The 24038-nt window shown below is 66.0% G+C and carries 17 protein-coding genes; 11 read left to right on the top strand and 6 right to left on the bottom strand.

Features of this window, described 5'->3' with window-relative positions; all coding sequences use genetic code 11:
• Positions 1-54 precede the first annotated feature (54 nt).
• From NX068_RS17120 to NX068_RS17135, 4 genes are all read left to right on the top strand, one after another.
• Entirely contained in the window at positions 55-273 is a 219-nt protein-coding gene (locus tag NX068_RS17120) for a hypothetical protein (RefSeq protein ID WP_263462474.1), read from the top strand.
• Between the two features lie 55 nt (positions 274-328).
• On the top strand, positions 329-5017 hold the full coding sequence (locus NX068_RS17125; RefSeq protein ID WP_263462475.1) for a glutamate synthase-related protein: 4689 nt from the start codon (positions 329-331) through the stop codon (positions 5015-5017).
• Complete coding sequence (locus NX068_RS17130; protein ID WP_263462476.1) at positions 5018-6481, top strand: glutamate synthase subunit beta; 1464 nt, start codon at positions 5018-5020, stop codon at positions 6479-6481.
• Positions 6482-6904: 423 nt separating this feature from the next.
• Positions 6905-8842 carry an LTA synthase family protein gene (locus NX068_RS17135; protein WP_263462477.1) on the top strand — a complete coding sequence of 646 codons (1938 nt, stop codon included), beginning with the start codon at positions 6905-6907 and terminating at the stop codon, positions 8840-8842.
• 18 nt (positions 8843-8860) lie between these two features.
• Here NX068_RS17135 and NX068_RS17140 read toward each other — a convergent pair whose 3' ends face one another.
• Together NX068_RS17140 and NX068_RS17145 are read right to left on the bottom strand one after the other, a co-directional pair.
• Positions 8861-9664 carry an IclR family transcriptional regulator gene (locus tag NX068_RS17140; protein ID WP_263462478.1) on the bottom strand — a complete coding sequence of 268 codons (804 nt, stop codon included), beginning with the start codon at positions 9662-9664 and terminating at the stop codon, positions 8861-8863.
• Positions 9665-9735: 71 nt separating this feature from the next.
• Positions 9736-10572, bottom strand: a complete 837-nt coding sequence (locus tag NX068_RS17145; RefSeq protein WP_263462479.1) for an IclR family transcriptional regulator — start codon at positions 10570-10572, stop codon at positions 9736-9738.
• A gap of 157 nt (positions 10573-10729) precedes the next feature.
• Between NX068_RS17145 and NX068_RS17150 the strand changes: the two genes are divergently transcribed.
• The 6 genes from NX068_RS17150 (at position 10730) to NX068_RS17175 (ending at position 18344) form a co-directional block, all read left to right on the top strand.
• A complete protein-coding gene (locus NX068_RS17150; protein WP_263462480.1) occupies positions 10730-12334 on the top strand; it encodes a GMC family oxidoreductase in 1605 nt (534 codons plus the stop codon).
• A gap of 94 nt (positions 12335-12428) precedes the next feature.
• Positions 12429-13763: an MFS transporter gene (locus NX068_RS17155; protein ID WP_263462481.1), complete on the top strand. Its 1335-nt coding sequence runs from the start codon at positions 12429-12431 to the stop codon at positions 13761-13763.
• Positions 13764-13959: 196 nt separating this feature from the next.
• On the top strand, positions 13960-15783 hold the full coding sequence (gene xsc / locus NX068_RS17160) for a sulfoacetaldehyde acetyltransferase (protein WP_263462482.1): 1824 nt from the start codon (positions 13960-13962) through the stop codon (positions 15781-15783).
• A 192-nt stretch (positions 15784-15975) separates the two neighbouring features.
• Positions 15976-16992 carry a phosphate acetyltransferase gene (pta, locus tag NX068_RS17165; RefSeq protein WP_263462483.1) on the top strand — a complete coding sequence of 339 codons (1017 nt, stop codon included), beginning with the start codon at positions 15976-15978 and terminating at the stop codon, positions 16990-16992.
• A 20-nt stretch (positions 16993-17012) separates the two neighbouring features.
• Complete coding sequence (locus NX068_RS17170) at positions 17013-17774, top strand: TSUP family transporter (protein ID WP_263462484.1); 762 nt, start codon at positions 17013-17015, stop codon at positions 17772-17774.
• Positions 17775-17957: 183 nt separating this feature from the next.
• Positions 17958-18344: a hypothetical protein gene (locus NX068_RS17175; RefSeq protein WP_263462485.1), complete on the top strand. Its 387-nt coding sequence runs from the start codon at positions 17958-17960 to the stop codon at positions 18342-18344.
• Positions 18345-18401: 57 nt separating this feature from the next.
• Here the strand turns inward: NX068_RS17175 and NX068_RS17180 are convergent, their stop codons facing one another.
• The 4 genes from NX068_RS17180 to NX068_RS17195 all read right to left on the bottom strand — a co-directional run bounded on the left by NX068_RS17180 (position 18402) and on the right by NX068_RS17195 (position 21916).
• Positions 18402-18779 carry a Lin0512 family protein gene (locus tag NX068_RS17180; protein WP_263462486.1) on the bottom strand — a complete coding sequence of 126 codons (378 nt, stop codon included), beginning with the start codon at positions 18777-18779 and terminating at the stop codon, positions 18402-18404.
• Positions 18772-19125, bottom strand: coding sequence for a Lin0512 family protein (locus tag NX068_RS17185; protein WP_263462487.1), 354 nt, complete (start codon positions 19123-19125; stop codon positions 18772-18774). The genes NX068_RS17180 and NX068_RS17185 overlap by 8 nt, the downstream gene beginning before the upstream one ends.
• Positions 19126-19190: 65 nt before the next feature.
• Positions 19191-20936: a cobaltochelatase CobT-related protein gene (locus NX068_RS17190; protein WP_263462488.1), complete on the bottom strand. Its 1746-nt coding sequence runs from the start codon at positions 20934-20936 to the stop codon at positions 19191-19193.
• Positions 20936-21916, bottom strand: a complete 981-nt coding sequence (locus tag NX068_RS17195; protein WP_263462489.1) for an AAA family ATPase — start codon at positions 21914-21916, stop codon at positions 20936-20938. The genes NX068_RS17190 and NX068_RS17195 overlap by 1 nt, the downstream gene beginning before the upstream one ends.
• 246 nt (positions 21917-22162) lie before the next feature.
• On the opposite strand from NX068_RS17195, the gene xsc (NX068_RS17200) reads away from it, so the two are divergent.
• Complete coding sequence (gene xsc, locus NX068_RS17200; RefSeq protein ID WP_263462482.1) at positions 22163-23986, top strand: sulfoacetaldehyde acetyltransferase; 1824 nt, start codon at positions 22163-22165, stop codon at positions 23984-23986.
• The last annotated feature ends 52 nt before the right edge of the window (positions 23987-24038 follow it).

Genomic DNA, 24038 nt, shown 5'->3' on the forward strand with positions numbered 1-24038 from the left:
GCTGCTGCTCCAGAAGAGTGCCTTTTTCTGGCTCGATTCCTGCTTTAGAAGGGCATGTCGCAGCGCAAAAAAATTCTTGAAGCCAGTGTTTCCGGGGCGTATAGTTTTTTTGTCAAGCGGATTTTCGCTACTGATTACCAAAATGGTGCATGCAATGGTTCCATTGTGGTGCATCGGTCGATAAAACTAGGGTTTTTGCACCAATATGGTGCGGGACATGAAGCCGGTGCGCATGCGCCCGGCTTTTTTGTGCGCGTTCGGTTTGTCTGCTGAACTTCGAATGAGAGGCCAGCGCGTGATTTCTTCTGTCGTTTTTGAGGAAAAGAAGATGGAACTGCCCCAAAAGCAGGGTCTGTACGATCCGGCCAACGAACATGATGCCTGTGGCGTGGGTTTCATCGCCCACATCAAGGGCAGGAAAACCCATGAGATCGTGCTCCAGGGCCTCGAGATCCTGAAGAACCTCGATCACCGCGGCGCTGTCGGTGCCGATCCGCTGCAGGGCGATGGCGCCGGCATCCTGATCCAGATCCCCGACCAGCTTTACCGCGAGGAAATGGCGAAGCAGGGCGTGATCCTGCCGCTGTCCGGCGAATACGGCGTCGGCATGGTCTTCATGCCCAAGGAAGCCGCTTCGCGCCTGGCCTGTGAGGAAGAGATCGAGCGCGCCGTGGTCGCCGAAGGCCAGGTCGTGCTCGGCTGGCGCGACGTGCCGGTCAACCCCGAGATGCCGATGTCGCCGACGGTGAAGGCCAAGGAGCCGGTGATCCGCCAGATCTTCATCGGCCGCGGCGCCGACGTGATGGTCACCGAAGCGCTCGAACGCAAGCTCTACGTCGTCCGCCGCCGCGCCGCCAACGCCATCGGCGCCCTTGCCCTGAAGCACGGCAAGGAGTTCTACATGGTGTCGATGTCGGCGCGCACGGTGAACTACAAGGGCCTGCTGCTGGCCAACCAGGTCGGCGAGTACTACCTCGACCTGGTCGATCCGCGCACCGTGTCGGCGCTGTCGCTGGTGCACCAGCGTTTCTCCACCAACACCTTCCCGAAGTGGGATCTTGCCCACCCCTTCCGCTACATCGCCCACAACGGCGAGATCAACACCCTGCGCGGCAACTACAATTGGATGCGCGCGCGCGAGAAGGGCGTGCATTCGCCGCTGCTGGGCGAGGACCTGCAGAAGATCTGGCCGCTGATCTACCCCGGCCAGTCCGACTCGGCCTCCTTCGACAACGCGCTCGAACTGCTGGTGATGAGCGGCTACTCGCTCGCCCACGCGATGATGATGATGATTCCCGAAGCCTGGGAATCGCACGCGCAGATGGACGAGAAGCGCCGTGCCTTCTACGAATACCATGCGGCGATGATGGAGCCGTGGGACGGCCCGGCCGCCGTGGCCTTCACCGACGGCCGCCAGATCGGCGCCACGCTCGACCGCAACGGCTTGCGCCCGGCGCGCTACCTCGTCACCGACGACGACCTCGTCGTCATGGCCTCCGAATCCGGCGTGCTGCCGATTCCCGACAGCAAGATCGTCAAGAAGTGGCGCCTGCAGCCGGGCAAGATGTTCCTGATCGACATGGAGCAGGGCCGCATCATCGGCGACCAGGAGCTCAAGGAGTCGCTGGCCAACGCCCGTCCCTATGCCGATTGGCTGCGCCGCATCAACATCAAGCTCGACACCCTGGCCGCGCCGGTCAATGGCGGCAGCGTGTCCGACGCCGAAGGCGGCCGCGTCGCGCCGCTGCTCGACCGCCAGCAGGCCTTCGGCTACACCCAGGAAGACATCAAGTTCATCCTCGAGCCGATGGGCAAGGCGGGCGAGGAAGCGACCGGCTCGATGGGCAACGACTCGCCGCTGGCGGTGCTGTCGAGCAAGAATAAGCCGCTGTTCAACTATTTCCGCCAGCTCTTCGCCCAGGTCACCAACCCGCCGATCGATCCGATCCGCGAGCAGATGGTGATGTCGCTGGTGTCCTTCATCGGTCCCAAGCCCAACCTGCTCGAGATCAACGAGATCAACCCGCCGTTCCGCCTCGAGGTGAGCCAGCCGGTGCTGGACTTCGACGGCATGGCCAAGATCCGCAACATCGCGCGCTACACGCAGAACAAGTTCCGCTCGGCCGAGCTGGACATCTGCTACCCGGTCGAATGGGGCAAGGCGGGCGTCGAAGCGCGCCTGGCCTCGCTCTGTGCCGACGCCGAGAACGCGGTGCTGGGCGGCTACAACATCCTGATCGTGTCCGACCGCAAGCTGACCGCCGAGCGCGTCGCCATTCCGGCGCTGCTGGCGCTGTCGGCGATCCACCAGCACCTGGTGGCGAAGGGCCTGCGCACCCGCGCCGGCCTGGTGGTCGAGACCGGTTCGGCGCGCGAAGTGCATCACTTCGCGGTGCTGGCCGGCTACGGCGCCGAGGCGGTGCACCCCTACCTGGCGCTGGAAACCCTGCAGCACCTCGCCGGTGATGCCGAATCGGCGGCCAAGTACGTCAAGCACTTCGTCAAGGCGATCGGCAAGGGCCTGATGAAGGTCATGTCCAAGATGGGCATCTCGACCTACATGTCCTATACCGGCGCGCAGATCTTCGAAGCCGTCGGCCTGCAGCAGGGGCTGCTCGACAAGTACTTCACCGGCACCACCAGCCAGGTCGAGGGCATCGGCCTGTTCGAGGTCATGGAAGAGGCGATCCGCCAGCACGAGGCCGCCTTCGGTACCGACCCGGTGCTGCACGACATGCTCGACGCCGGCGGCGAATACGCCTTCCGCATCCGCGGCGAAGAGCACATGTGGACGCCGGACGCGATCGCCAAGCTGCAGCACTCGACGCGCTCGGGCAAGTTCGACACCTTCAAGGAATACGCCCGCATCATCAACGACCAGAGCAAGCGCCACATGACGCTGCGCGGCCTGTTCGAGCTGAAGACCGCGGCCACTCCGGTGCCGCTGGAAGAAGTCGAGCCGGCCAAGGAAATCGTCAAGCGCTTCGCCACCGGCGCGATGTCGCTCGGCTCGATCTCGACCGAAGCCCACACCACGCTGGCGGTGGCGATGAACCGCATCGGCGGCAAGTCGAACACCGGCGAAGGCGGCGAGGACCCGATGCGCTTCAAGCCGCTGACCGCGGCGATCAAGCTGTCGCAGGTGATCGGCGAGAAGCGCATCGCGCGCGACCTCGACCTGCAGGCCGGCGATTCGCTGCGCTCGGCGATCAAGCAGGTCGCCTCGGGCCGCTTCGGCGTCACCACCGAATACCTGGTCAACGCCGACCAGATCCAGATCAAGATGGCCCAGGGCGCCAAGCCCGGCGAAGGCGGCCAGCTGCCCGGCCACAAGGTATCGGAATACATCGGCTTCCTGCGCCACTCGGTGCCGGGCGTCGGCCTGATCTCGCCGCCGCCGCACCACGACATCTACTCGATCGAGGATCTGGCCCAACTGATCCACGATCTCAAGAACACCAACCCGGCGGCCAGCATCTCGGTGAAGCTGGTGTCCGAGATCGGCATCGGCACGGTGGCGGCCGGCGTGGCCAAGGCCAAGGCCGACCACATCGTCGTCGCCGGCCATGACGGCGGCACCGGCGCCTCGCCGTGGAGCTCGATCAAGCATGCCGGTTCGCCGTGGGAGCTCGGCCTCGCCGAAACCCAGCAGACCCTGGTGCTGAACCGCCTGCGCTCGCGCATCCGCCTGCAGGTCGACGGCCAGATCAAGACCGGCCGCGACGTCGTCATCGGCGCGCTGCTGGGCGCCGACGAATTCGGCTTCGCCACCGCGCCGCTGGTCGTCGAAGGCTGCATCATGATGCGCAAGTGCCACCTCAACACCTGCCCGGTGGGCGTGGCGACGCAGGACCCCGAGCTGCGCAAGCGCTTCTCCGGCCAGCCCGAGCACGTGGTCAACTTCTTCTTCTTCATCGCCGAGGAAGTGCGCGAACTGATGGCGCAGCTCGGCGTGCGCAGGTTCGACGAACTGATCGGCCGTGCCGACCTGCTCGACATGAAAGCCGGCATCTCGCACTGGAAGGCGCGCGGCCTGGACTACTCGCGCATCTTCTACCTGCCGCCGGTGCCGGCCGAAGTGCCGCGCATGCATACCGAAGGCCAGGACCACGGCCTGGACGGCGCGCTCGACCAGCAGCTCATCGCGCTGGCCAAGCCGGCGCTGGAGAAGGGCGAGAAGGTCAACATCGACCTGCCGGTGCGCAACATCAACCGCACCGTCGGCGCCATGCTGTCGGGCAAGGTCGCGGCGGCCTGGGGCCATGCCGGCTTGCCGAACGACACCATCCACATCCGCCTCAACGGCACTGCCGGCCAGAGCTTCGGCGCCTTCCTCGCGCGCGGCATCACGCTCGAGCTGGTGGGCGAGGGCAACGACTACGTCGGCAAGGGCTTGTCGGGCGGCCGCATCGTGGTCAAGCCGAAGGCCGAGTTCCGCGGCGAGACGGGCAGCAACATCATCGTCGGCAATACCGTGCTGTACGGCGCGACCGAAGGCGAGGTGTATTTCGCCGGCGTCGCCGGCGAGCGCTTCGCGGTGCGCAACTCCGGCGCCACTGCGGTGGTGGAAGGCGTGGGCGACCACGGCTGCGAATACATGACCGGCGGCACCGTGGTGGTGCTCGGCGAGACCGGCCGCAACTTCGCCGCCGGCATGTCGGGTGGCGTCGCCTACGTGCTGGACGAGGACGGCAGCTTCGAGCAGCGCTGCAACATGGCACAGGTCTCGCTGGAGCCGCTGCCGGACGAGATCGCCGCGCGCCAGGGCTCGGAATCGGGCGACGAGCTCGAATCCCACGGCCGGGTCGACATCGACCACCTGACGATGGGCGACGAGCTGATCCTCAAGGGCCTGATCGAGCGCCACGTCCGCTTCGCCGGCAGCGTCCGCGCCCGCGAGATCCTGAACAACTGGGCCGTCTGGCGGAAGAAGTTCGTCAAGGTGTTCCCGCATGAGTACCGTCGCGCGCTGTCCGAGATGGCGGAGCAGCGCGAAGCTGAGAAGGAGGCCGCATAAATGGGCAAGCCAACCGGATTCATCGAATATCAGCGTCTGTCCGAGGCCTACGCGCCGGTCGACAAGCGCTTGAAGAACTACAAGGAGTTCGTTCTCCGCCTGACCGACGAGCAGGCCGCGATCCAGGGCGCGCGCTGCATGGACTGCGGCGTGCCGTTCTGCAACAACGGCTGCCCGGTCAACAACATCATTCCGGACTGGAACGACCTCGTGTATCGCAACCATTGGCGTGAAGCGATCGAGGTGCTGCATTCGACCAACAACTTCCCCGAGTTCACCGGCCGCATCTGCCCCGCGCCCTGCGAGGCCGCGTGCACGCTGAACATCAATACCGATCCGGTCGGCATCAAGTCGATCGAGCATGCGATCATCGACAAGGCCTGGGAAGAAGGCTGGGTCGTGCCGCAACCGGCCGAGGAGAAGACCGGCAGGAAAGTGGCGGTGGTCGGTTCCGGCCCCGCCGGCCTGGCCGCTGCCCAGCAACTGGCGCGCGCCGGCCATGACGTCACCGTGTTCGAGAAGAACGACCGCGTCGGCGGCCTGCTGCGCTACGGCATCCCCGACTTCAAGATGGAGAAGTGGCTGATCGACCGCCGCGTCGAGCAGATGCAGGCCGAAGGCGTGCGCTTCCGCACCGGCGTGCTGGTGGGGGCGAAGGAAATGCCCGCCGGCATCGTCAACGACGCCACCGAGGTGATCAGCGCCGAACAGCTGCAGCAGGACTTCGACGCCGTCGTGCTGACCGGCGGCTCCGAAGTGCCGCGCGACCTGCCGGTGCCGGGGCGCGAACTCGGCGGTGTGCATTTCGCCCTCGAGTTCCTGATCCCGCAGAACAAGCAGGTCGCCGGCGACAAGCCCAACCCGATCTCGGCCAAGGGCAAGCACGTGGTCGTGATCGGCGGCGGCGACACCGGCTCGGACTGCGTCGGCACCTCCAACCGCCACGGCGCGGCGAGCGTGACCCAGTTCGAACTGATGCCGATGCCGCCGGTGCAGGAGAACAAGCCGCTGACCTGGCCGTACTGGCCGACCAAGCTGCGCACCTCGTCCTCGCACGACGAAGGCTGCGAGCGCGATTTCGCCGTCGCCACCAAGGAGTTCATCGGCAAGAACGGCAAGGTCAAGGCACTGAAAGCCTGTCGCCTCGAATGGAAGGACGGCAGGATGGTCGAGGTGCCGGGCTCGGAATTCGAGATCAAGGCCGACCTGGTGCTGTTCGCGATGGGCTTCACCAACCCGGTGGGCGGCGTGCTCGAGGCCTTCGGTGTCACCAAGGACGCGCGCGGCAACGCCAGCGCCGCCACCGACGGCGAAGGCTGCTACGCCACCAACGTGCCCAAGGTCTTTGCTGCCGGCGACATGCGCCGCGGGCAGTCGCTGGTCGTGTGGGCGATTCGCGAAGGTCGGCAGTGCGCACGTGCTGTTGACGAGTATCTGATGGGTGAAAGCCTGTTGCCGCGATGACCGAATCGCCCGCAAGGGGAGTTGACGATTGCGGGCCGGTTGGCCCGCAAGGCGCGAAGGCCGTCAGTGCGCACGTGCTGTCGACGAGTATCTGATGGGTGAAAGCCTGTTGCTGCGATGACGGAATCGCCCGCAGGGGGAGTTGACGATTGTGGGCCGGCCGGCTCGCAAGGCGCGAAGGTCGGCAGTGTGCGTCTGCTGTCGATGAGTTCCTGATGGGCGAGAGTCTGCTGCCGCGCTGAGCTTCGGCGCTCATCGGTGATTGGGGGCGGCCTGCGGGCCGCTTCCTCGTTTTTGCCGGCGCCGGGCGTAATGCCTTGTCGCAATTGAGCCTGTTGCATTGCCGCAAGCGCGGGCCGGATTCCGGTTCACAGTGATGTTACAGCGGTATTATTGCCGGCCATCCAGCCCGGGAGTATCACTGTGTCCCGTTCCGCCCTGTCCCATTCCATCACTCCGCCGCCTGCCCGTCCGTTCGCGATGCTGCGCGAATGGGCCTGCGCGATGGGCATCGTGGTGGCATGGTACCTGGCTGCCCAGGCCGGTATCGCCTTTGCCATCGGCGTATCGCCAGGGCAGGACGCCTGGCTGCGCGACCTGCTTGCCCATCTGCTGGCGGGGACGGCGCTGTTCCTGATGGCGCGCAGCCTGAAGCGCTTTGCGCTGGCGATGGCGATCGTGTTTTCGGCCTTCACGGTGTCCAACGCGATCAAGCTCGCGGTGCTCGGCGGGCCGGTGATGCCGGACGATTTCATCGCCGCAAAGAATCTCTTTTTGTTGCTCGAAGGCTGGCAGCTGTGGGGCAGCGTCGCCATGCTGGCGGTGCCGCTGGCGGGCCTGCTGTGGATGTTCGCCTGGCGGCAGCCGCGGGCCTGGCTGGCGCTGGCCGGCGTGGTGCTGGCGGTGATGGCGGTGCTGCGGCATCCGGCGCCGGTCGTGAGCTGGATGGACGCCCGTTTCGGCGACTGGGTGTGGAACCAGCGCGGCAACTACGAGATGCGCGGCCTGCCCATCCATCTTGCCCAGGAGGCCGCACGCAATCTGTCGCGCCGCCTGCCGCCGCCGCAGGCCGACGAAGTCGATGAGGCGCTGGCACGGCTGGGGGCCAAGCCGCCCAGCGGTTTCTTCAAGGCGGCGCAGCAGTCGAGCGGCGGTGCCGGTCGCAACGTGCACATGATCGTGCTCGAATCCTTCTGGGATCCGACGCCGCTGAAGGCGGCCGGCCTGTCGGCCGACCCGCTCGACCCGGCTTTCCGCAAGCTGTGGAAGGCCACCGGCAATGCCAGGGCGCTGTCGCCGGTGTTCGGCGGCTATACCGCCAATGCCGAGTTCGAGGCCTTGTGCGGCTTCCCGGTGCGGGCCGACGCGGTGTTCTTCGAAGGCGGCGTGCGCCGCGACGTGCCCTGCCTGCCGCGCCATCTGGGCGAAGCGGGGTACCGCAGCATCGCCTCCCATCCCAATTCCGCGCCGTTCTGGAACCGCATCAATGCCTACAGCCGGCTCGGCTTCGGGCAATACTGGTCCGACCGCGACTTCGTCCTCGACGACATGAACCGCGAGTTCCTCAGCGACGCCTCGCTCTATCGCCAGGTGCTGGAGCGCATCGGCCCGGATCTGGAGAACGGCCAGCCGCTGTTCAACTACGTGCTGACCTATTTCGGCCATCTCGACTATCCGCTCAACGAGGCGCGCCCGCCGGTCATCGAAGCCCGCAGCGAAAACGAACTGGTGGCGGCGTATGCCAATACCGTCTACTACAAGTCGCGCGAGCTGATGGCTTTCCTGCGCGAATTGCGCGAGCGCGACCCCGAGGCCATCATCGTGCTGTTCGGCGACCATCTGCCGTCGCTGGGCTGGAATCACGGCGGTTATGCCGAATCGGGCCTGCTCGCCGCCAGCCGCAGCGAGTTCGACGACGCCATGTTCCGTACGCTGGTCGCCACGCCGCTGGTCGTCATCGACGGCCGCCGCGGCCCGGTGCGTACCGGCGATCTGCCGATCTATGCCTTGCCCGCGCTGATTCTCGACCTGCTCGGCGACGAGCGTGACAGCATGCTGCGCTTCGTCGCCCAGGCCGACGACGAGATCCGTGTGCGGCCGCTGCCGGGCATGCATTTCACGCTGGAGGGGAAAGCGCTGACGGTCTGCCGCCAGGGTGAGGACAAGCCGGCCTGCGAAGCGTCGAATGCCTGGATCGAGGCCGTTTCGGTGCTCGAGCGCGATATCTTCAGCGGCGCGCAGCATGCCTTGCGGACGCCGATGCGTACGGACATGCTGCAGACCGTCGAGCTCGAGCTGGACGACCTCGGCGGCGGGCTGCTGTCCGATGTGCTGGCGGCCGATAGCGACAACGACGTGTGATCGCAGCCCGCCGGCGTTTCAGGCCGGCGCGGACAGGCCGGCGTTTTCGGCCTCGATGGCGGCCAGGGCATCGACTGCCCGCCGCAGCGCGGGCAGCGAGTCGAGGGCGTTGTGCTCGGTCATCCGCATGATCGGCGCCTGGATCGCGATCCCCATGTTCGAGCGGCCCGTGGGCGAAGGCACCAGCATGGCGATGCAGAACAGCCCGGGCAGGAATTCCTCGTTGTCGAAAGCGTAGCCGACGCGGCTGACATGCTCGATTTCCGCTTCCAGCGCATCGATTTCCACCAGCGTGCGTGGTGTGTATTGCATCAAGGGCGCGTGCGCCAGCAGGCGGCGGCGCTGGGTGGGCGTCATCTGCGCCAGGAAGAGCTTGCCGCTCGCCGAACAATGGACCGGGACGCGCGATCCCGGGTGCAGGTAGAAGCGTAGCGGGGCGGCCGTCTCGACCCGGTCGAGGTAGAGCACTTCGCTGCCCGACAGCGCGGTGAGATTGCAGCTTTCGCCGATCTCCTCGACGAGCTGGCGCAGCACGGTGTGGCGTGCGCCGTGCAGTGTGTCGTTGAGCAGCAGGTTCTCGGCCAGGCGGCGCAGGCGTGCGCCGGTACCGTACTGGCGCCCGTCGCTGTCGCGCTGCAGCATGCCGGCCGCCTCGAGCTGCTGCAGCATGCGGTGGACGGTCGGTTTCGGCAGTCCGGTCTCCTCGACCAGCCCTTGCAGCGTCACCAGCTGATCCTTGGCGGCGATCACTTCAAGCAGCGCAAGCAGGCGCATCGTGGGCGTGTCGCCGTCGAGCCTGGCGTGTCCGGGACGCTCGTTCATGTCGATGCCTTCATTCCGTTCCATGAAAGGGTAGGCATCGTACCGTTTTTTTGCTCGTACCGCGGTTGGCCTCAGACTGCGAACAGCACTTCCTGCATCGTGTCCGCGGCAATGCGCAGATGGGCCAGGTTGGCGTGCAGGTCGTCCAGCGAGAGGCGGGCGGTCGGGCCGTGGCAGGCAATCGCGGCGACGGGCCTGGCGCTCTTGTCCACTATCGGCACCGCTATCGCGATCATGCCGCGCACGAACTCCTCGTTATCCACGCCATGGCGCTTGGTCGCCAGCCGCGCCAGCTCCGCTTCGAGTTCCTGCCGGTCGGTGATCGTGTGCGGCGAATGGCGGGTCAGCGGCATATGGGCCAACAGGCTTCGGCGTTCGAGCAGCGGCATCGTGGCGAGGAACAGCTTGCCGCTGGCGGTGCAGTGCATCGGCACCCAGGTACCGGGAGGCAGGTGCATGCGAAGCGGTTCATGGGTCTCCACACGCTCGACGTAAAGCACGCGGCCGGCGTCGGGAACGGTGAGATTGCAGGTTTCGCCGAGTTTGCGCACCAGGTTGCGCAGCACGGCGCGGCATTCGCGCCTCAGGTTCGGGCTGCGGAGGATCTGCAGCGCGAGCGTGGTTGCGCGCGGACCGACGACGAAGCCTCGCTCGGCAGGCATGTGCAGGACATAGCCGTGCGCTTCCATTGCGCGCAGCAGGCGCATCAGCGTGCTTTTCGGCACCCGCATCAGGCTTCCGAGCTGGGCGAGGGTCAGGGGCTGCCGCGATTCGTTCAGATGTTCGAGGAGGATCAGCGGCCGCAGGCGCCTGATGTCCTCCGCCTGCCCGGGAGGCGTGTCTCCGCCCGGTGCGTCCAACTCGGTTTCGCGGTCCTTTTGGTCCGCTTCCGCCAGCTTTCGTTTCACTTTCGCGGCCTCATGCAGATTTTCATTGGTTTTGCAAATGAATCAATCGATAGTGATTATGAAGCAAATTTCGGAATGAAACGTTTCATTTAAAACAAATTTTGGCGGCTGTCAGCATCTCGCTTCTGCTCGCCGAACGCCCAAGGGAGGTTCTTCAATGTCGATGGAATTCGATTACATCGTGGTCGGTGCGGGGTCGGCGGGATGCGTCCTGGCCAACCGCCTCAGTGCGGATCCGGGCAACAGCGTGCTGTTGCTCGAAGCGGGCGGGGCTGACAGCAATCCGTGGATCCACATTCCGGTCGGCTACTTCAAGACCATGCACGATCCCGAACTCGACTGGTGTTATCGCACCGAACCGGACGAAGGCATTGCCGGACGCCAGTTGCAGTGGCCGCGCGGCAAGGTGCTGGGCGGTTCGAGCTCGCTCAACGGCCTGCTGTACGTACGTGGCCAGCGCGAGGACTACGACCGCTGGGCGGCACTCGGCAACAAGGGCTGGAGCTATGAGGAAGTCCTGCCCTACTTCAAGCGTTCGGAGGATCAGGAGCGCGGCGCCGACGAGTGGCACGGTGTCGGCGGGCCCTTGAAGGTATCGGATCTGCGCCTGCGCCGTCCGATCGCCGATTACTTCATTGCTGCCGCCCAGGACATCGGCATTCCCTATAACGACGACTACAACGGTGCCTCGCAGGAGGGGGTCGGCTACTTTCAGCAGACCGCGCACAAGGGACTGCGCTGGAGCACCGCGAAAGGTTTCCTGAAGCCGGCCAGGACGCGTGCCAATCTTGCCGTGGAGACGAAGGCGCAGACGACGCGCGTGCTGTTCGAAGGCAGGCGGGCGGTCGGGGTCGAGTTCCTGCAGGGCGGTGTGCTGCGCCAGGCGCGTGCGCGAGCCGAGGTCGTTCTCGCTTGCGGCGCGATCGGCTCGCCGCAGATCCTGCAGAACTCGGGGATCGGTCCGGCCGAGCTGCTGCGCAGGGTCGGCGTGGAGGTGCGTCACGCGCTGCCCGGCGTCGGCCGGAACCTGCAGGACCATCTGCAGGTGCGCCTCGTATACAAGACCCGCGCGCGCACGCTCAACGACGAGGTCAACAGCCCGATCCGCAAGCTGTGGATCGGGCTGCAGTACATGCTGTCGCGCACCGGGCCGCTGACCCTGGCCGCCAGCCAGGTCGCGATCTTCACGCGCTCCGCGCCGGACGTGGAGCGGCCGGACATCCAGTTCCACATGCAGCCGCTGAGCGCGGACAAGCCGGGCGAAGGGGCGCACCCGTTCTCGGCCTTCACCGCCTCGGTATGCCAGCTGCGTCCGTACAGCCGGGGGCAGGTCGAGATCCGCTCGGCCGATCCGCTGGCCTATCCCGCGATCCATCCCAATTACCTGGCCGACGAGCGCGACCACCCCGTCGTCGTCGGCGGCATCAAGGTGGCGCGGCGCATCGCTGCGGCGCCCTCGCTCGCGCCCCACATCCTGTCCGAGTTCGTGCCGGGCAGCAGCTTTGCGACGGATGACGAGCTGCTCGACGCCGCGCGGCGCTACAGCCAGTCCATCTACCACCCGGTCGGGACCTGCAAGATGGGCCAGGACCCGATGGCGGTGGTCGACGAGCGCCTGCGCGTCCATGGCGTCGACCGTCTGCGTGTCGTCGATGCTTCCATCATGCCCGAGCTGATCTCGGGCAACACCAACGCCCCGACCATCATGATCGCCGAAAAGGCGGCGGACATGATTCTCGACGATGGCGCGCTTCTCCATTGAAACCCCAGCCGACAGGAGTGCCGAAGCCACCCCCATTCCCCATCCCCGTAGCTGTTCCGCATCACGAAAAGATAACTATTCTGGAGACAAGAACATGCATGACCCGGCCAAGAAGGGCAAAGACCCGAAGGAAGCACGGCGCGTAGTAACGGCGAGCCTGATCGGCGCCACCATCGAGTGGTATGACTTCTTTCTGTACGGTGTCGTCGCCGGCATCGTTTTCAACAAGCTGTACTTTCCGGTCGACGATCCGATGGTGTCGACGATGCTCGCCTACGGCACTTTTGCCGTCGGCTTCATCAGCCGGCCGCTGGGCGGCGTCATCTTCGGCCATTTCGGCGACAAGATCGGGCGCAAGAGCATGCTGGTCATGACGCTGATGATCATGGGCGTGGCGACGGTGCTGATCGGTCTCGTGCCGACCTACGACCAGATCGGTGTCTGGGCGCCCATCCTGCTGCTCGTCCTGCGCGTGGCCCAGGGCATCGGCCTCGGCGGCGAATGGGGCGGCGCGGTGCTGATGGCTTTCGAATACGCGCCGAAGGAAAAGCGCGGCCTGTATGCCAGCATCCCGCAGATCGGTCTGGCGCTCGGCCTGTGCATGGCGTCCGGCGTCGTCGCCCTGCTGTCGATGATGCTGAACGACGAGCAGTTCCTGGCCTGGGGCTGGCGCGTCGCCTTCCTGCTGTCCTTCCTGCTCGTCGTCGTCGGCATGTACATCCGCCTGAGCGTGATGGAAACGCCCGAGTTCGCGAAGGTCAAGGCCTCGGGTGAAGAGGTCAAGCTGCCGATCAAGGAGGTGGTCACGAAGTCTCCGGGCAATGTGCTGGCGGGGATGGGCGCGCGTTATATCGACGGCGTGTTCTTCAACGTCTTCGGCGTGTTCTCGATTGCCTACCTGACGCAGACGCTGAATCTGAGTCGCACCGATGCGCTGCTCGGCGTCATGGCTGCTGCGCTCGTGATGGTGGTCACGATCCCGCTGTTCGGCAGGCTGTCCGACCGCATCGGACGCACGCGGATCTACTTCTGGGGCTCGCTGCTGACCGGCCTGTCGGCCTTCATCGGCTTCTGGTTCATGAAGTACAGCGACGGCAACATGCTGATCGTCTGGCTGTCGATCATCATCCCGTTCGGCGTCTTCTATGCCGCCGTATATGGCCCTGAGGCAGCACTGTTCTGCGAACTGTTCGACGCCCGGGTGCGCTACACCGGTATCTCCTTCGTCTATCAGTTCTCGGGCATCTTTGCCGGCGGACTCACGCCGATCATCGCCACCTATCTGCTGCAGAAAGGCAACGGCGAGCCCTGGCTGATCTGCGCCTATGTGATGTTCGCGGCAGTGGTCAGTGCCTTGTCGGCGACCTGGATCGGGCGCAGGCAGCGGCAGGCGCTGCTGCAGTCCCGGCCCAGCGCGCTGCGCGCCTGATCGAAAGCATGTCCCTGACAGGACGGGTGGTGCCGGCACCATCCGTCCTGTTGTTTCATAAAGCTGTATGAACCGTACCGATTTTTAAATTTTCTCTTGACTGCGCAACGTCGCAGCACTAGAGTGTGCTTGTATTCAATATATCGGAATTTTTCGTTCCGTTTTGTTTGATAAATAGACTGAGGAGACGCTACCCATGAGCCAGCCGCACACTCTTTCCGATGGCCGCACGATTCCGAGCGGTCCGACCAAGATGACGCCGTCGGAGGCGTTCGTCGAGACCCTGGTGTCGAACGGTGTGACCGACATGTTCGGGATCATGGGTTCGGCGTTCATGGACGCGATGGACATCTTCGCGCCGGCGGGGATCCGTCTGATTCCGGTGGTGCACGAGCAGGGCGCGGGCCACATGGCCGACGGCTACTCGCGGGTGTCGGGCCGTCACGGCGTGGTGATCGGTCAGAACGGCCCGGGGATCAGCAACTGCGTGACGGCGATCGGCGCGGCGTACTGGGCGCACAGCCCGGTGGTGATCATCACGCCGGAGACGGGGACGATGACGATGGGGCTGGGCGGCTTCCAGGAATGCAAGCAGCTGCCGATGTTCCAGGAGTTCACGAAGTACCAGGGCCACGTCACGCACCCGGCGCGGATGGCCGAGTACACCGGGCGCTGCTTCGACCGTGCGATGAGCGAGATGGGCCCGACGCAGCTGAACATCCCGCGCGACTACTTCTACGGCGAGATCACCTGCGAGATTCCGAAGCCGCAGCGCCTGGAACGCGGCGCGGGCGGCGAGCAGAGCCTGAACGAAGCGGCCGAGCTGCTGGCGAAGGCGAAGTTCCCGGTGATCATCTCGGGCGGCGGCGTGGTGATGGCCGACGCGGTCGAGGAATGCAAGGCGCTGGCCGAGCGTCTGGGCGCGCCGGTGGTCAACAGCTACCTGCACAACGACTCGTTCCCGGCGAGCCACCCGCTGTGGTGCGGCCCGCTGGGCTACCAGGGCTCGAAGGCGGCGATGAAGCTGATGAGCCAGGCCGACGTGGTGGTGGCGCTGGGTTCGCGGCTGGGGCCGTTCGGCACGCTGCCGCAGCACGGCATGGACTACTGGCCGAAGAACGCCAAGATCATCCAGATCGACGCGGACAACAAAATGCTGGGTCTGGTGAAGAAGATCTCGGTGGGCATCTGCGGCGACGCCAAGGCGGCGGCGGTGGCGCTGACGCAGCGGCTGGCCGGCCGCACGCTCGATTGCGACGCGACCAAGGCCGAGCGCGCGGCCAGGGTGGCAGCCGAGAAGGCGGCGTGGGAAAAGGAGCTGGACGAATGGACGCACGAGCGCGACCCGTTCAGCCTGGACATGATCGAAGAGAACGCGAAGGAAAAGCCGTTCTCGGGCGGTGAATACCTGCATCCGCGCCAGGTGCTGCGCGAGCTGGAAAAGGCGATGCCGGAAGACGTGATGGTGTCGACGGACATCGGCAACATCAACTCGGTGGCCAACAGCTACCTGCGCTTCGAGAAGCCGCGGAGCTTCTTTGCGGCGATGAGCTTCGGCAACTGCGGCTACGCGTTCCCGACGATCATCGGCGCGAAGGCGGCGGCGCCGCACCGTCCGGCGGTGTCGTACGCGGGCGACGGTGCGTGGGGCATGAGCCTGATGGAGACGATGACCTGCGTGCGGCACAACATCCCGGTGACGGCGGTGGTGTTCCATAATCGGCAGTGGGGCGCGGAGAAGAAGAACCAGGTGGACTTCTACAACCGTCGTTTCGTCGCGGGCGAGCTGGACAACCAGAGCTTTGCGGAGATTGCGCGGGCGATGGGCGCGGAAGGGATCACGGTGGATCGGCTGGAGGACGTGGGTCCGGCGCTGAAGAAGGCGATCGATCTGCAGATGAACCACGGCAAGACGACGATCATCGAGATCATGTGCACGCGCGAGCTGGGCGATCCGTTCCGCCGCGATGCGCTCTCCAAGCCGGTGCGCTTCCTCGACAAGTACAAGGATTACGTCTGAGCGGCAACGCGCCGTGAAACAGGCCCCGCCTGAGAACGGCGGGGGTGGATTTACCCTCCCTCAATTCCGACCCCTCTCCCCTGATCGGATTGAGATTGGCCGGCATCGCACGCTTGTGGGGCTGTGATGCCGGCTTTTTTTGTGCCTTTTTCGATGTGCCGCCGGACACGGCGGCCATGAGGATGCCGAAACATGAAAGCGATCAACCGGATCATCGACCGTGCCCGTGCCAAGCCCGGGCGCATCGTGCTGTGCGAGGGCGACGACCCGCGCGTGCTGCAGGCCGCGCTGCGCGCCACGCGCGAAGGCACGGCGCACATCCTGCTCGTCGGCCAACGGCAGCGGATCACCCAACTGGCCGAGGACGAGGCCATCGACCTCGGCGGCATGACGCTGATCGATCCGGCGGATTCGCCGCTTGCCGCCGGCTATGCCGAAACCCTGTTCCGCCTGCGCGAGAAGAAGGGCATGACGCTCGCCCAGGCGCAGCAGGAAGTGCTGAAGCCGCTGGTCTTCGCCAATCTGATGGTGCGCGCCGGTGATGCCGACGGTTCGGTGGCCGGCGCGGTGCATACCACGGCCGACGTCGTGCGCACCGCGATCCAGGTGATTGGCACCGATCCGTCGTTCAAGCTGGTGTCGAGCTTCTTCCTGATGATGATGTGCGAGCCCTTTCACAGCCTGAAGGGCGGCCTGATCTTCTCCGACTGCGGCCTGGTGGTCGAGCCAAATGCGGAAGAACTGTCCGAGATCGCGATGGCGGCCGCCGACAGCGCGCGCAACCTGCTCGGCGAGGAGCCGCGGGTGGCGATGCTGTCGTTCTCGACCAGCGGCAGCGCCAAGCATGCGGCGGTCGACAAGGTGACGACCGCCGCCGACCGGGTCAAGGCGATGCGCCCGGGGCTGGCCATCGACGGCGACGTGCAGCTCGACGCCGCGATCGTCGCCGAGATCGCCAATCGCAAGCTGCCCGAGTCCCAGGTCAAGGGCAGGGCCAACGTGCTCATCTTCCCCAACCTGGAAGCGGGCAACATCGGCTACAAGCTGGCCGAGCGCGTCGGTGGCGCGGTGGCGATCGGACCCTTGCTGCAAGGGCTCGCCAAGCCGGCCAACGACCTGTCGCGCGGCTGCAGTTCGGAGGACGTGTTCCACGTCATCGCCGTCACGGTGGTGCAGGCACACGACGTTGCGGCGAAGGCCGGAGGCTGAGCGCGGCGCCGCGCACTGACATGGACATCGAAACCACCGCCGCCCTGCTGGGCGTCATCGCCGTCGGCACCTATTTCCAGACCGTGACCGGATTCGGGCTGGGGATGATCGTCATGGGCATCACCAGCGGTTTCGGGCTGGCGCCGATCACCATGGTGGCCGTCCTCATCAGCCTGGTGACGCTGGTCAACAGCGCGGTGGCGCTGCCGGGCAAGCTGCACCACATCGACTGGCCGGCATCACGCGCCGTGCTGCTCGGCGTGGTGCCCTCGGTGGTCTGCGGGGTGCTGCTGCTCGAGTATCTGAGCGCTGCTGCGGCGCTGCTGCTCGAATTCCTGCTCGGCATCACGATCATCTACAGCGGCATCGTCTTCATGCTGCGGCCCACGCCGCTGAGCGAGCGCTCGTCCAGGGGCAGTTTCTTCGTCAGCGGCTTTTTCTCCGGCCTGTTCGGCGGCCTGTTCGGCATGGCCGGCCCGCCGGTAATCTTCCACTTCTACCGCCAGCCCTTCAGCCTGGAGACGATCCGCAACATGCTGTTGCTGACCTTCGCCTTCACGTCCGGGGTGCGCACCATCTTCGCCGGCACCCAGGGCACCTTCACCCAGGAAGTCTGGGTGCTGGTCGCCTTCACCGTGCCGCTGGTGACCCTGGCGACGCTGGCCGGGCGCCGCTATCCGCCGCCGTTCTCGGCGATCACGATGCGGCGCATCGCCTTCGGCGTGCTGATCGTAATCGGTGGCGGCCTGGTCTTTAATGCCGTGAGCTCGATGCTGCGCTGACTGCGGCCACGGGCAGGGGGCCGTCGGCCTGGCGCTTTTGCGCACCCGAGCTGCTTATAACTATTGGTTTTATAGATAGGGGTGCCAAAAAACATCGAGATCACTATTCTCTCGAAACATCAACGCATGCGCTGGCCGTCCACCGGGGTTTTTGCCCGGTGCCGTTTTCGAGAGGAGATTCCGATGTCCGAGACCCTGTTCGCTTTCATCGCCCTGCTTGCGGTGCTGACGCTCGCCTGGTTCAGGGGGCGGGCCAAGAAGCAGGACGCCATGTCGCGCATCGAAGCCTCGCCGCAGGAAGTCGAATGCCTGTACCTGCGGCACGCGCCGGACGTCGACGCCTACTGGCTGCACGTGCGCTTCAACGACGGCAAGAAGCGCGTGCTGGCCGCGCCGTGGGAAATCGAGGCCGTGCTGGCGCGGCTCGAAGTGCTTGGCCTGCGGCTTGGTGCCGAGGACGAGGCGCTGCTGGCGCAGCGGGCCGATGCCGCGGCACCGGCTTCGGTGCGCACTGCGCAGCAGCGGCACAAGGCCGAGGGAAAGTTCGGACTGTCGGCGCGGGTGGCCTGAATACGGGGCATTCGAACCCGGGCAATCCCGGCCCGGGTTCGCCACGGAATAGCGGCCTCAGCGTTCGGCGGCGGCACTGAGCCGCCAGGCGCCGGCTTCGATCGGCAAGAAGGCGGCGATCGCCGCGGTGGCGACGATGTGGGTGGTGTCGGCTTCGGGATCATGGACGTCGAGCCCGCCGAACACCGCCTTCACTTCGGCGCGGCCGCGCGGCAGTGTGGCGGCGACGGCGGCGGTATCGACCTTTTCCGGCGCCTGCACGCCGATCGTCACTTCGACGCGCATGTCGAGGTGGTCGTAGCCGAGCGATCGCAGCAGCACGAGCGAGGAATGGTGCAGGGCGTCCTGCACCGCGCGGCAGGCCGCCTTGGTGTAGTCGCCGCCGTAGAGATCGTTGCCGCTTCCCATTTCGAGGATGATGCGCTTTTCAGTCATGGCTTTGCTCCATGTCGAAGTAGACGACCAGCGCCGCATTGACCATCACGGAACTGCTGCTGCCATCGGGTTTGGCGACTTCCAGGCCGCCTCTGGATACGCGGATCGTCACCTGCCCATAGGGAAAGATCGGCAGCAGCGCGGCGCAATCCACCGCTTCCGGGCAGGGCACGCCCAGTTCCACGTCGATCTGCATCGCCTCGCGCGGAAAGCCGAAGGCGTCGGCGAGGTTGAGCGAGTTGTGCCACAGCGCGTCGCGGATCGCGCGGGCCGCGGCCTGGGTATAGTTCCGGCTGCGGATCGAGGTGCCCAGGCCGAGCTGGACGGCCAGACGTTTCCTTGCCATGCGTTTTCTCCTGTCGAATGCCGCGCCGCCTGGCCGGCACGGAAAGCTGCGCGCGGGCCGGCGCGCTACGGGTTCCGGCGGGCGCCGTGCAGACGGCCGCCGAGCATCTGGGCAATCTCGAAGAACAGTGTGTTGTCCAGCGCCTGGCTCATGTCGGTGGCCAGGCAGCGCCGGTAGAAGGGGCTCAGGTCGAGGCCGACGCCCAGGCCGATGATCTCGACCGCGCCCTGCTGCGTGCGCCGCGCGACCACGTCCTTCAGATGGTTGTCGAGGTAGAAGGCGTCGTTGGCGAGACTGGTGGCGCTGTCGGCCGGGCAGCCGTCCGAGATCACCACCAGGATGCGGCGGCGTTCGCCGCGCGCCAGCAGGCGGTTGCAGGCCCAGTCCACCGCCTCGCCGTCGATGCCTTCGCGGAACAGGTCGGCCTTCAGCAGCGCGGCGACATCGGTGCGTGCCCGCCGCCAGTTGCGGTCGGCGTCCTTGAACACCATGTGGCAGACCTCGTTGAGCCGGCCGGGTCGCGGCGGGCGGCCCTGGGCGAGCCATTCCCGCCAGGCGCGGCCGCCATTCCACGCAGAGGTGGTGAAGCCGAGCAGCTCGGTGCGCGCGCCGGTCATTTCCAGCGCGCGCAGTAGCACGTCCAGCATCACCGCCACCGCTTCGATGTGGGCCTTCATCGAGCCCGAGCAATCGACCAGGAAGGCGACCACGCAGTCGGCGTGGGGGCGCAGGCGATCCTGGCGGAACAGGCGGCGCTCGGTGGGGGAACTGATCAGCTGTGCCAGCCGGCGGCCATCGACCCGGCCTTCTTCCTCGCCGAACAGCCAGCCGTCGTGCCGGGGTTCGGCCAGTGCCGCGCCCAGCATGCGCGCCAGGCGGGCGAGGTTGAGGCCTTGTTCGGCGATGCGCTTGTCGAGCCGCTCGCGCAGTTCGCGCAGCAAGGCCTTGCGCACCAGGCCGGCGGCGGCGACTTCGCTGTCGAAGCGGGTGGTGAACACCCGATAGGCATGCTCGGCCTCGTCGAAGACCTTGCTGGTGCCGGTCGTGGCGGCGGCGATGCCGTCGCCGTCATCGCCGTCCTGGTCGAAATCGAGCAGCAGGGCGAATTCGCGCAGCGTCTCGTCGTCATTTTCGTCGCTGCCGTCGGTGTCCGCGGCGGCGGCCTGCTCGGCGCGCACGCGCTCGCCGACGATGGCGGCGATGGCGAGCGCATGGACGGCGAAGGCGCGCTGGTCGGCACGGCTGCGGCGCAGGCCCGCCAGGTGCGTGCCCAGTTCGCCGGCCAGCGAGAAGCGCATGCTCTCGATGTAGTCCTCGGTTTCCTCCAGCACGCGCAAGCTGGTCAGGCGCGACCAGCACATCTGCGCCACGGTGTACAGCAGCATGCCCAGCGTGCTGTCGGTCAGCCCCGAGCGGTAGAAGGCCAGCGACCAGCTCTCGAAGCGGCGATGCAGATTGTCGGCCATGCCGGCCATGTCCGCGGGCACGAAAGTCTCGACCCGCAACTGCTCGAGCAGCTCGAACACCAGGCGCTCGACCGGGTCGGTGGGGCACAGGCTGCGGTGCAGCGCGGGGTCGGAGTGGAGCAGGCGCAGCGCCATGCCGTCGGCCGCGGCACGGCAGTCGCCGAAGCCGCTTTCGCCGGCATCGACGCGCAGGTGCGGCGCGTGCATGGCCAGCGGCCGCTCGCCGGCGTACAGGCGGCGGCCGCGGTAGTGCAGCCGGCGGTCGCCGGTCAGCGCGCGCAGCGTGGCGGCGCACAGTTCCTCGACGCGCTGCTGGCGCCTCGCCTTTTGCTGGGCGCTGGACATCACTGCGCTCCGGGTGCGCGCATCCAGGATTCGTCCAGTTCGGTGCCGAAGCAGCGCTGGTAGTACTCGGCCACGATCGGGCGCTCGGCCTCGTCGCACTTGTTGAGGAAGGACAGCCGGAAGGCCAGCGCCGGGTCGCGGAAGATCTCGCAGTTCTCCGCCCAGGTGATCACGGTGCGCGGCGACATCAGCGTCGACAGGTCGCCGGCGGCGAAGCCCTTGCGGGTCAGTTCGGCGACCGTGACCATCGCCGAGATCAGCTTGCGGCCTCTGTCGTCGTTCTTGGCCGGCACGCGTGCCAGCACGATCGCCATCTCCTCGTCGTGTGGCAGGTAGTTCAGCGTGGCGACGATGTTCCAGCGGTCGATCTGGGCATGGTTCAGCACCTGGGTGCCGTGGTACATGCCCGACAGGTTGCCCAGGCCGACGGTGTTGGAGGTGGCGAACAGGCGGAACCAGGGGTGGGGGTGGATCACCCGGTTCTGGTCGAGCAGGGTGAACTTGCCGTCGCGCTCCAGGATGCGCTGGATCACGAACATCACGTCCGGCCGGCCGGCGTCGTATTCGTCGAAGATCAGCGCCACCGGGCGCTGCAGCGCCCACGGCACGATGCCTTCCTGGAATTCGGTCACCTGCAGGCCGTCGCGCAGCACGATGGCGTCCTTGCCGACGAGATCGAGGCGGCTGATGTGGCCGTCGAGGTTCACCCGCACGCAGGGCCAGTTCAGCCGCGCCGCGACCTGCTCGATGTGGGTGGATTTGCCGGTGCCGTGCAGGCCTTGCACCATCACCCGGCGGTCGCGGCTGAAGCCGGCCAGAATCGCCAGCGTGACGTCGGGGTTGAAGCGGTAGGCGTCGTCGATGTCCGGCACGTGGTCTTCGCGCTCGGCGAAGGCAGGCACCTTCAGATCGGTATCGATTCCGAACACCTCGCGCACCGACACCATGTGGTCGGGGCTTTGCAGGACGAATTCCGTCACCTCTGTCTCCTTGCTTCCTTTTTTGCACGTGCCGGTCCGGCTTGCGATGCCGCGGGCCGGAGCGCGCATGTGTGGGGGTCAGGCAATCTTATTTTAGTTCCGGAAATTTGTACATAAAGTTCCGATTTTTGTTTTTCATGCTTGACGCCATGTGCGTCTGGCACTAGAGTTCCGATCAAGTTTCGTTTATCGGAACTTAATGTATCGTTTTATTTATATCCAAGAACATTGACGGAGACGCTACCCATGAGCCAGCCGCACACTCTTTCCGATGGCCGCACGATTCCGAGCGGTCCGACCAAGATGACGCCGTCGGAGGCGTTCGTCGAGACCCTGGTGTCGAACGGTGTGACCGACATGTTCGGGATCATGGGTTCGGCGTTCATGGACGCGATGGACATCTTCGCGCCGGCGGGGATCCGTCTGATTCCGGTGGTGCACGAGCAGGGCGCGGGCCACATGGCCGACGGCTACTCGCGGGTGTCGGGCCGTCACGGCGTGGTGATCGGTCAGAACGGCCCGGGGATCAGCAACTGCGTGACGGCGATCGGCGCGGCGTACTGGGCGCACAGCCCGGTGGTGATCATCACGCCGGAGACGGGGACGATGACGATGGGGCTGGGCGGCTTCCAGGAATGCAAGCAGCTGCCGATGTTCCAGGAGTTCACGAAGTACCAGGGCCACGTCACGCACCCGGCGCGGATGGCCGAGTACACCGGGCGCTGCTTCGACCGTGCGATGAGCGAGATGGGCCCGACGCAGCTGAACATCCCGCGCGACTACTTCTACGGCGAGATCACCTGCGAGATTCCGAAGCCGCAGCGCCTGGAACGCGGCGCGGGCGGCGAGCAGAGCCTGAACGAAGCGGCCGAGCTGCTGGCGAAGGCGAAGTTCCCGGTGATCATCTCGGGCGGCGGCGTGGTGATGGCCGACGCGGTCGAGGAATGCAAGGCGCTGGCCGAGCGTCTGGGCGCGCCGGTGGTCAACAGCTACCTGCACAACGACTCGTTCCCGGCGAGCCACCCGCTGTGGTGCGGCCCGCTGGGCTACCAGGGCTCGAAGGCGGCGATGAAGCTGATGAGCCAGGCCGACGTGGTGGTGGCGCTGGGTTCGCGGCTGGGGCCGTTCGGCACGCTGCCGCAGCACGGCATGGACTACTGGCCGAAGAACGCCAAGATCATCCAGATCGACGCGGACAACAAAATGCTGGGTCTGGTGAAGAAGATCTCGGTGGGCATCTGCGGCGACGCCAAGGCGGCGGCGGTGGCGCTGACGCAGCGGCTGGCCGGCCGCACGCTCGATTGCGACGCGACCAAGGCCGAGCGCGCGGCCAGGGTGGCAGCCGAGAAGGCGGCGTGGGAAAAGGAGCTGGACGAATGGACGCACGAGCGCGACCCGTTCAGCCTGGACATGATCGAAGAGAACGCGAAGGAAAAGCCGTTCTCGGGCGGTGAATACCTGCATCCGCGCCAGGTGCTGCGCGAGCTGGAAAAGGCGATGCCGGAAGACGTGATGGTGTCGACGGACATCGGCAACATCAACTCGGTGGCCAACAGCTACCTGCGCTTCGAGAAGCCGCGGAGCTTCTTTGCGGCGATGAGCTTCGGCAACTGCGGCTACGCGTTCCCGACGATCATCGGCGCGAAGGCGGCGGCGCCGCACCGTCCGGCGGTGTCGTACGCGGGCGACGGTGCGTGGGGCATGAGCCTGATGGAGACGATGACCTGCGTGCGGCACAACATCCCGGTGACGGCGGTGGTGTTCCATAATCGGCAGTGGGGCGCGGAGAAGAAGAACCAGGTGGACTTCTACAACCGTCGTTTCGTCGCGGGCGAGCTGGACAACCAGAGCTTTGCGGAGATTGCGCGGGCGATGGGCGCGGAAGGGATCACGGTGGATCGGCTGGAGGACGTGGGTCCGGCGCTGAAGAAGGCGATCGATCTGCAGATGAACCACGGCAAGACGACGATCATCGAGATCATGTGCACGCGCGAGCTGGGCGATCCGTTCCGCCGCGATGCGCTCTCCAAGCCGGTGCGCTTCCTCGACAAGTACAAGGACTACGTCTGAGCGGCAACGCGCCGTGAAACAGGCCCCGCCCGAAAGGGCGGGGTATTTTCCC

The sequence above is a fragment of the Thauera carbonicopians genome (assembly GCF_025699485.1).
GTDB lineage: Bacteria > Pseudomonadota > Gammaproteobacteria > Burkholderiales > Rhodocyclaceae > Thauera.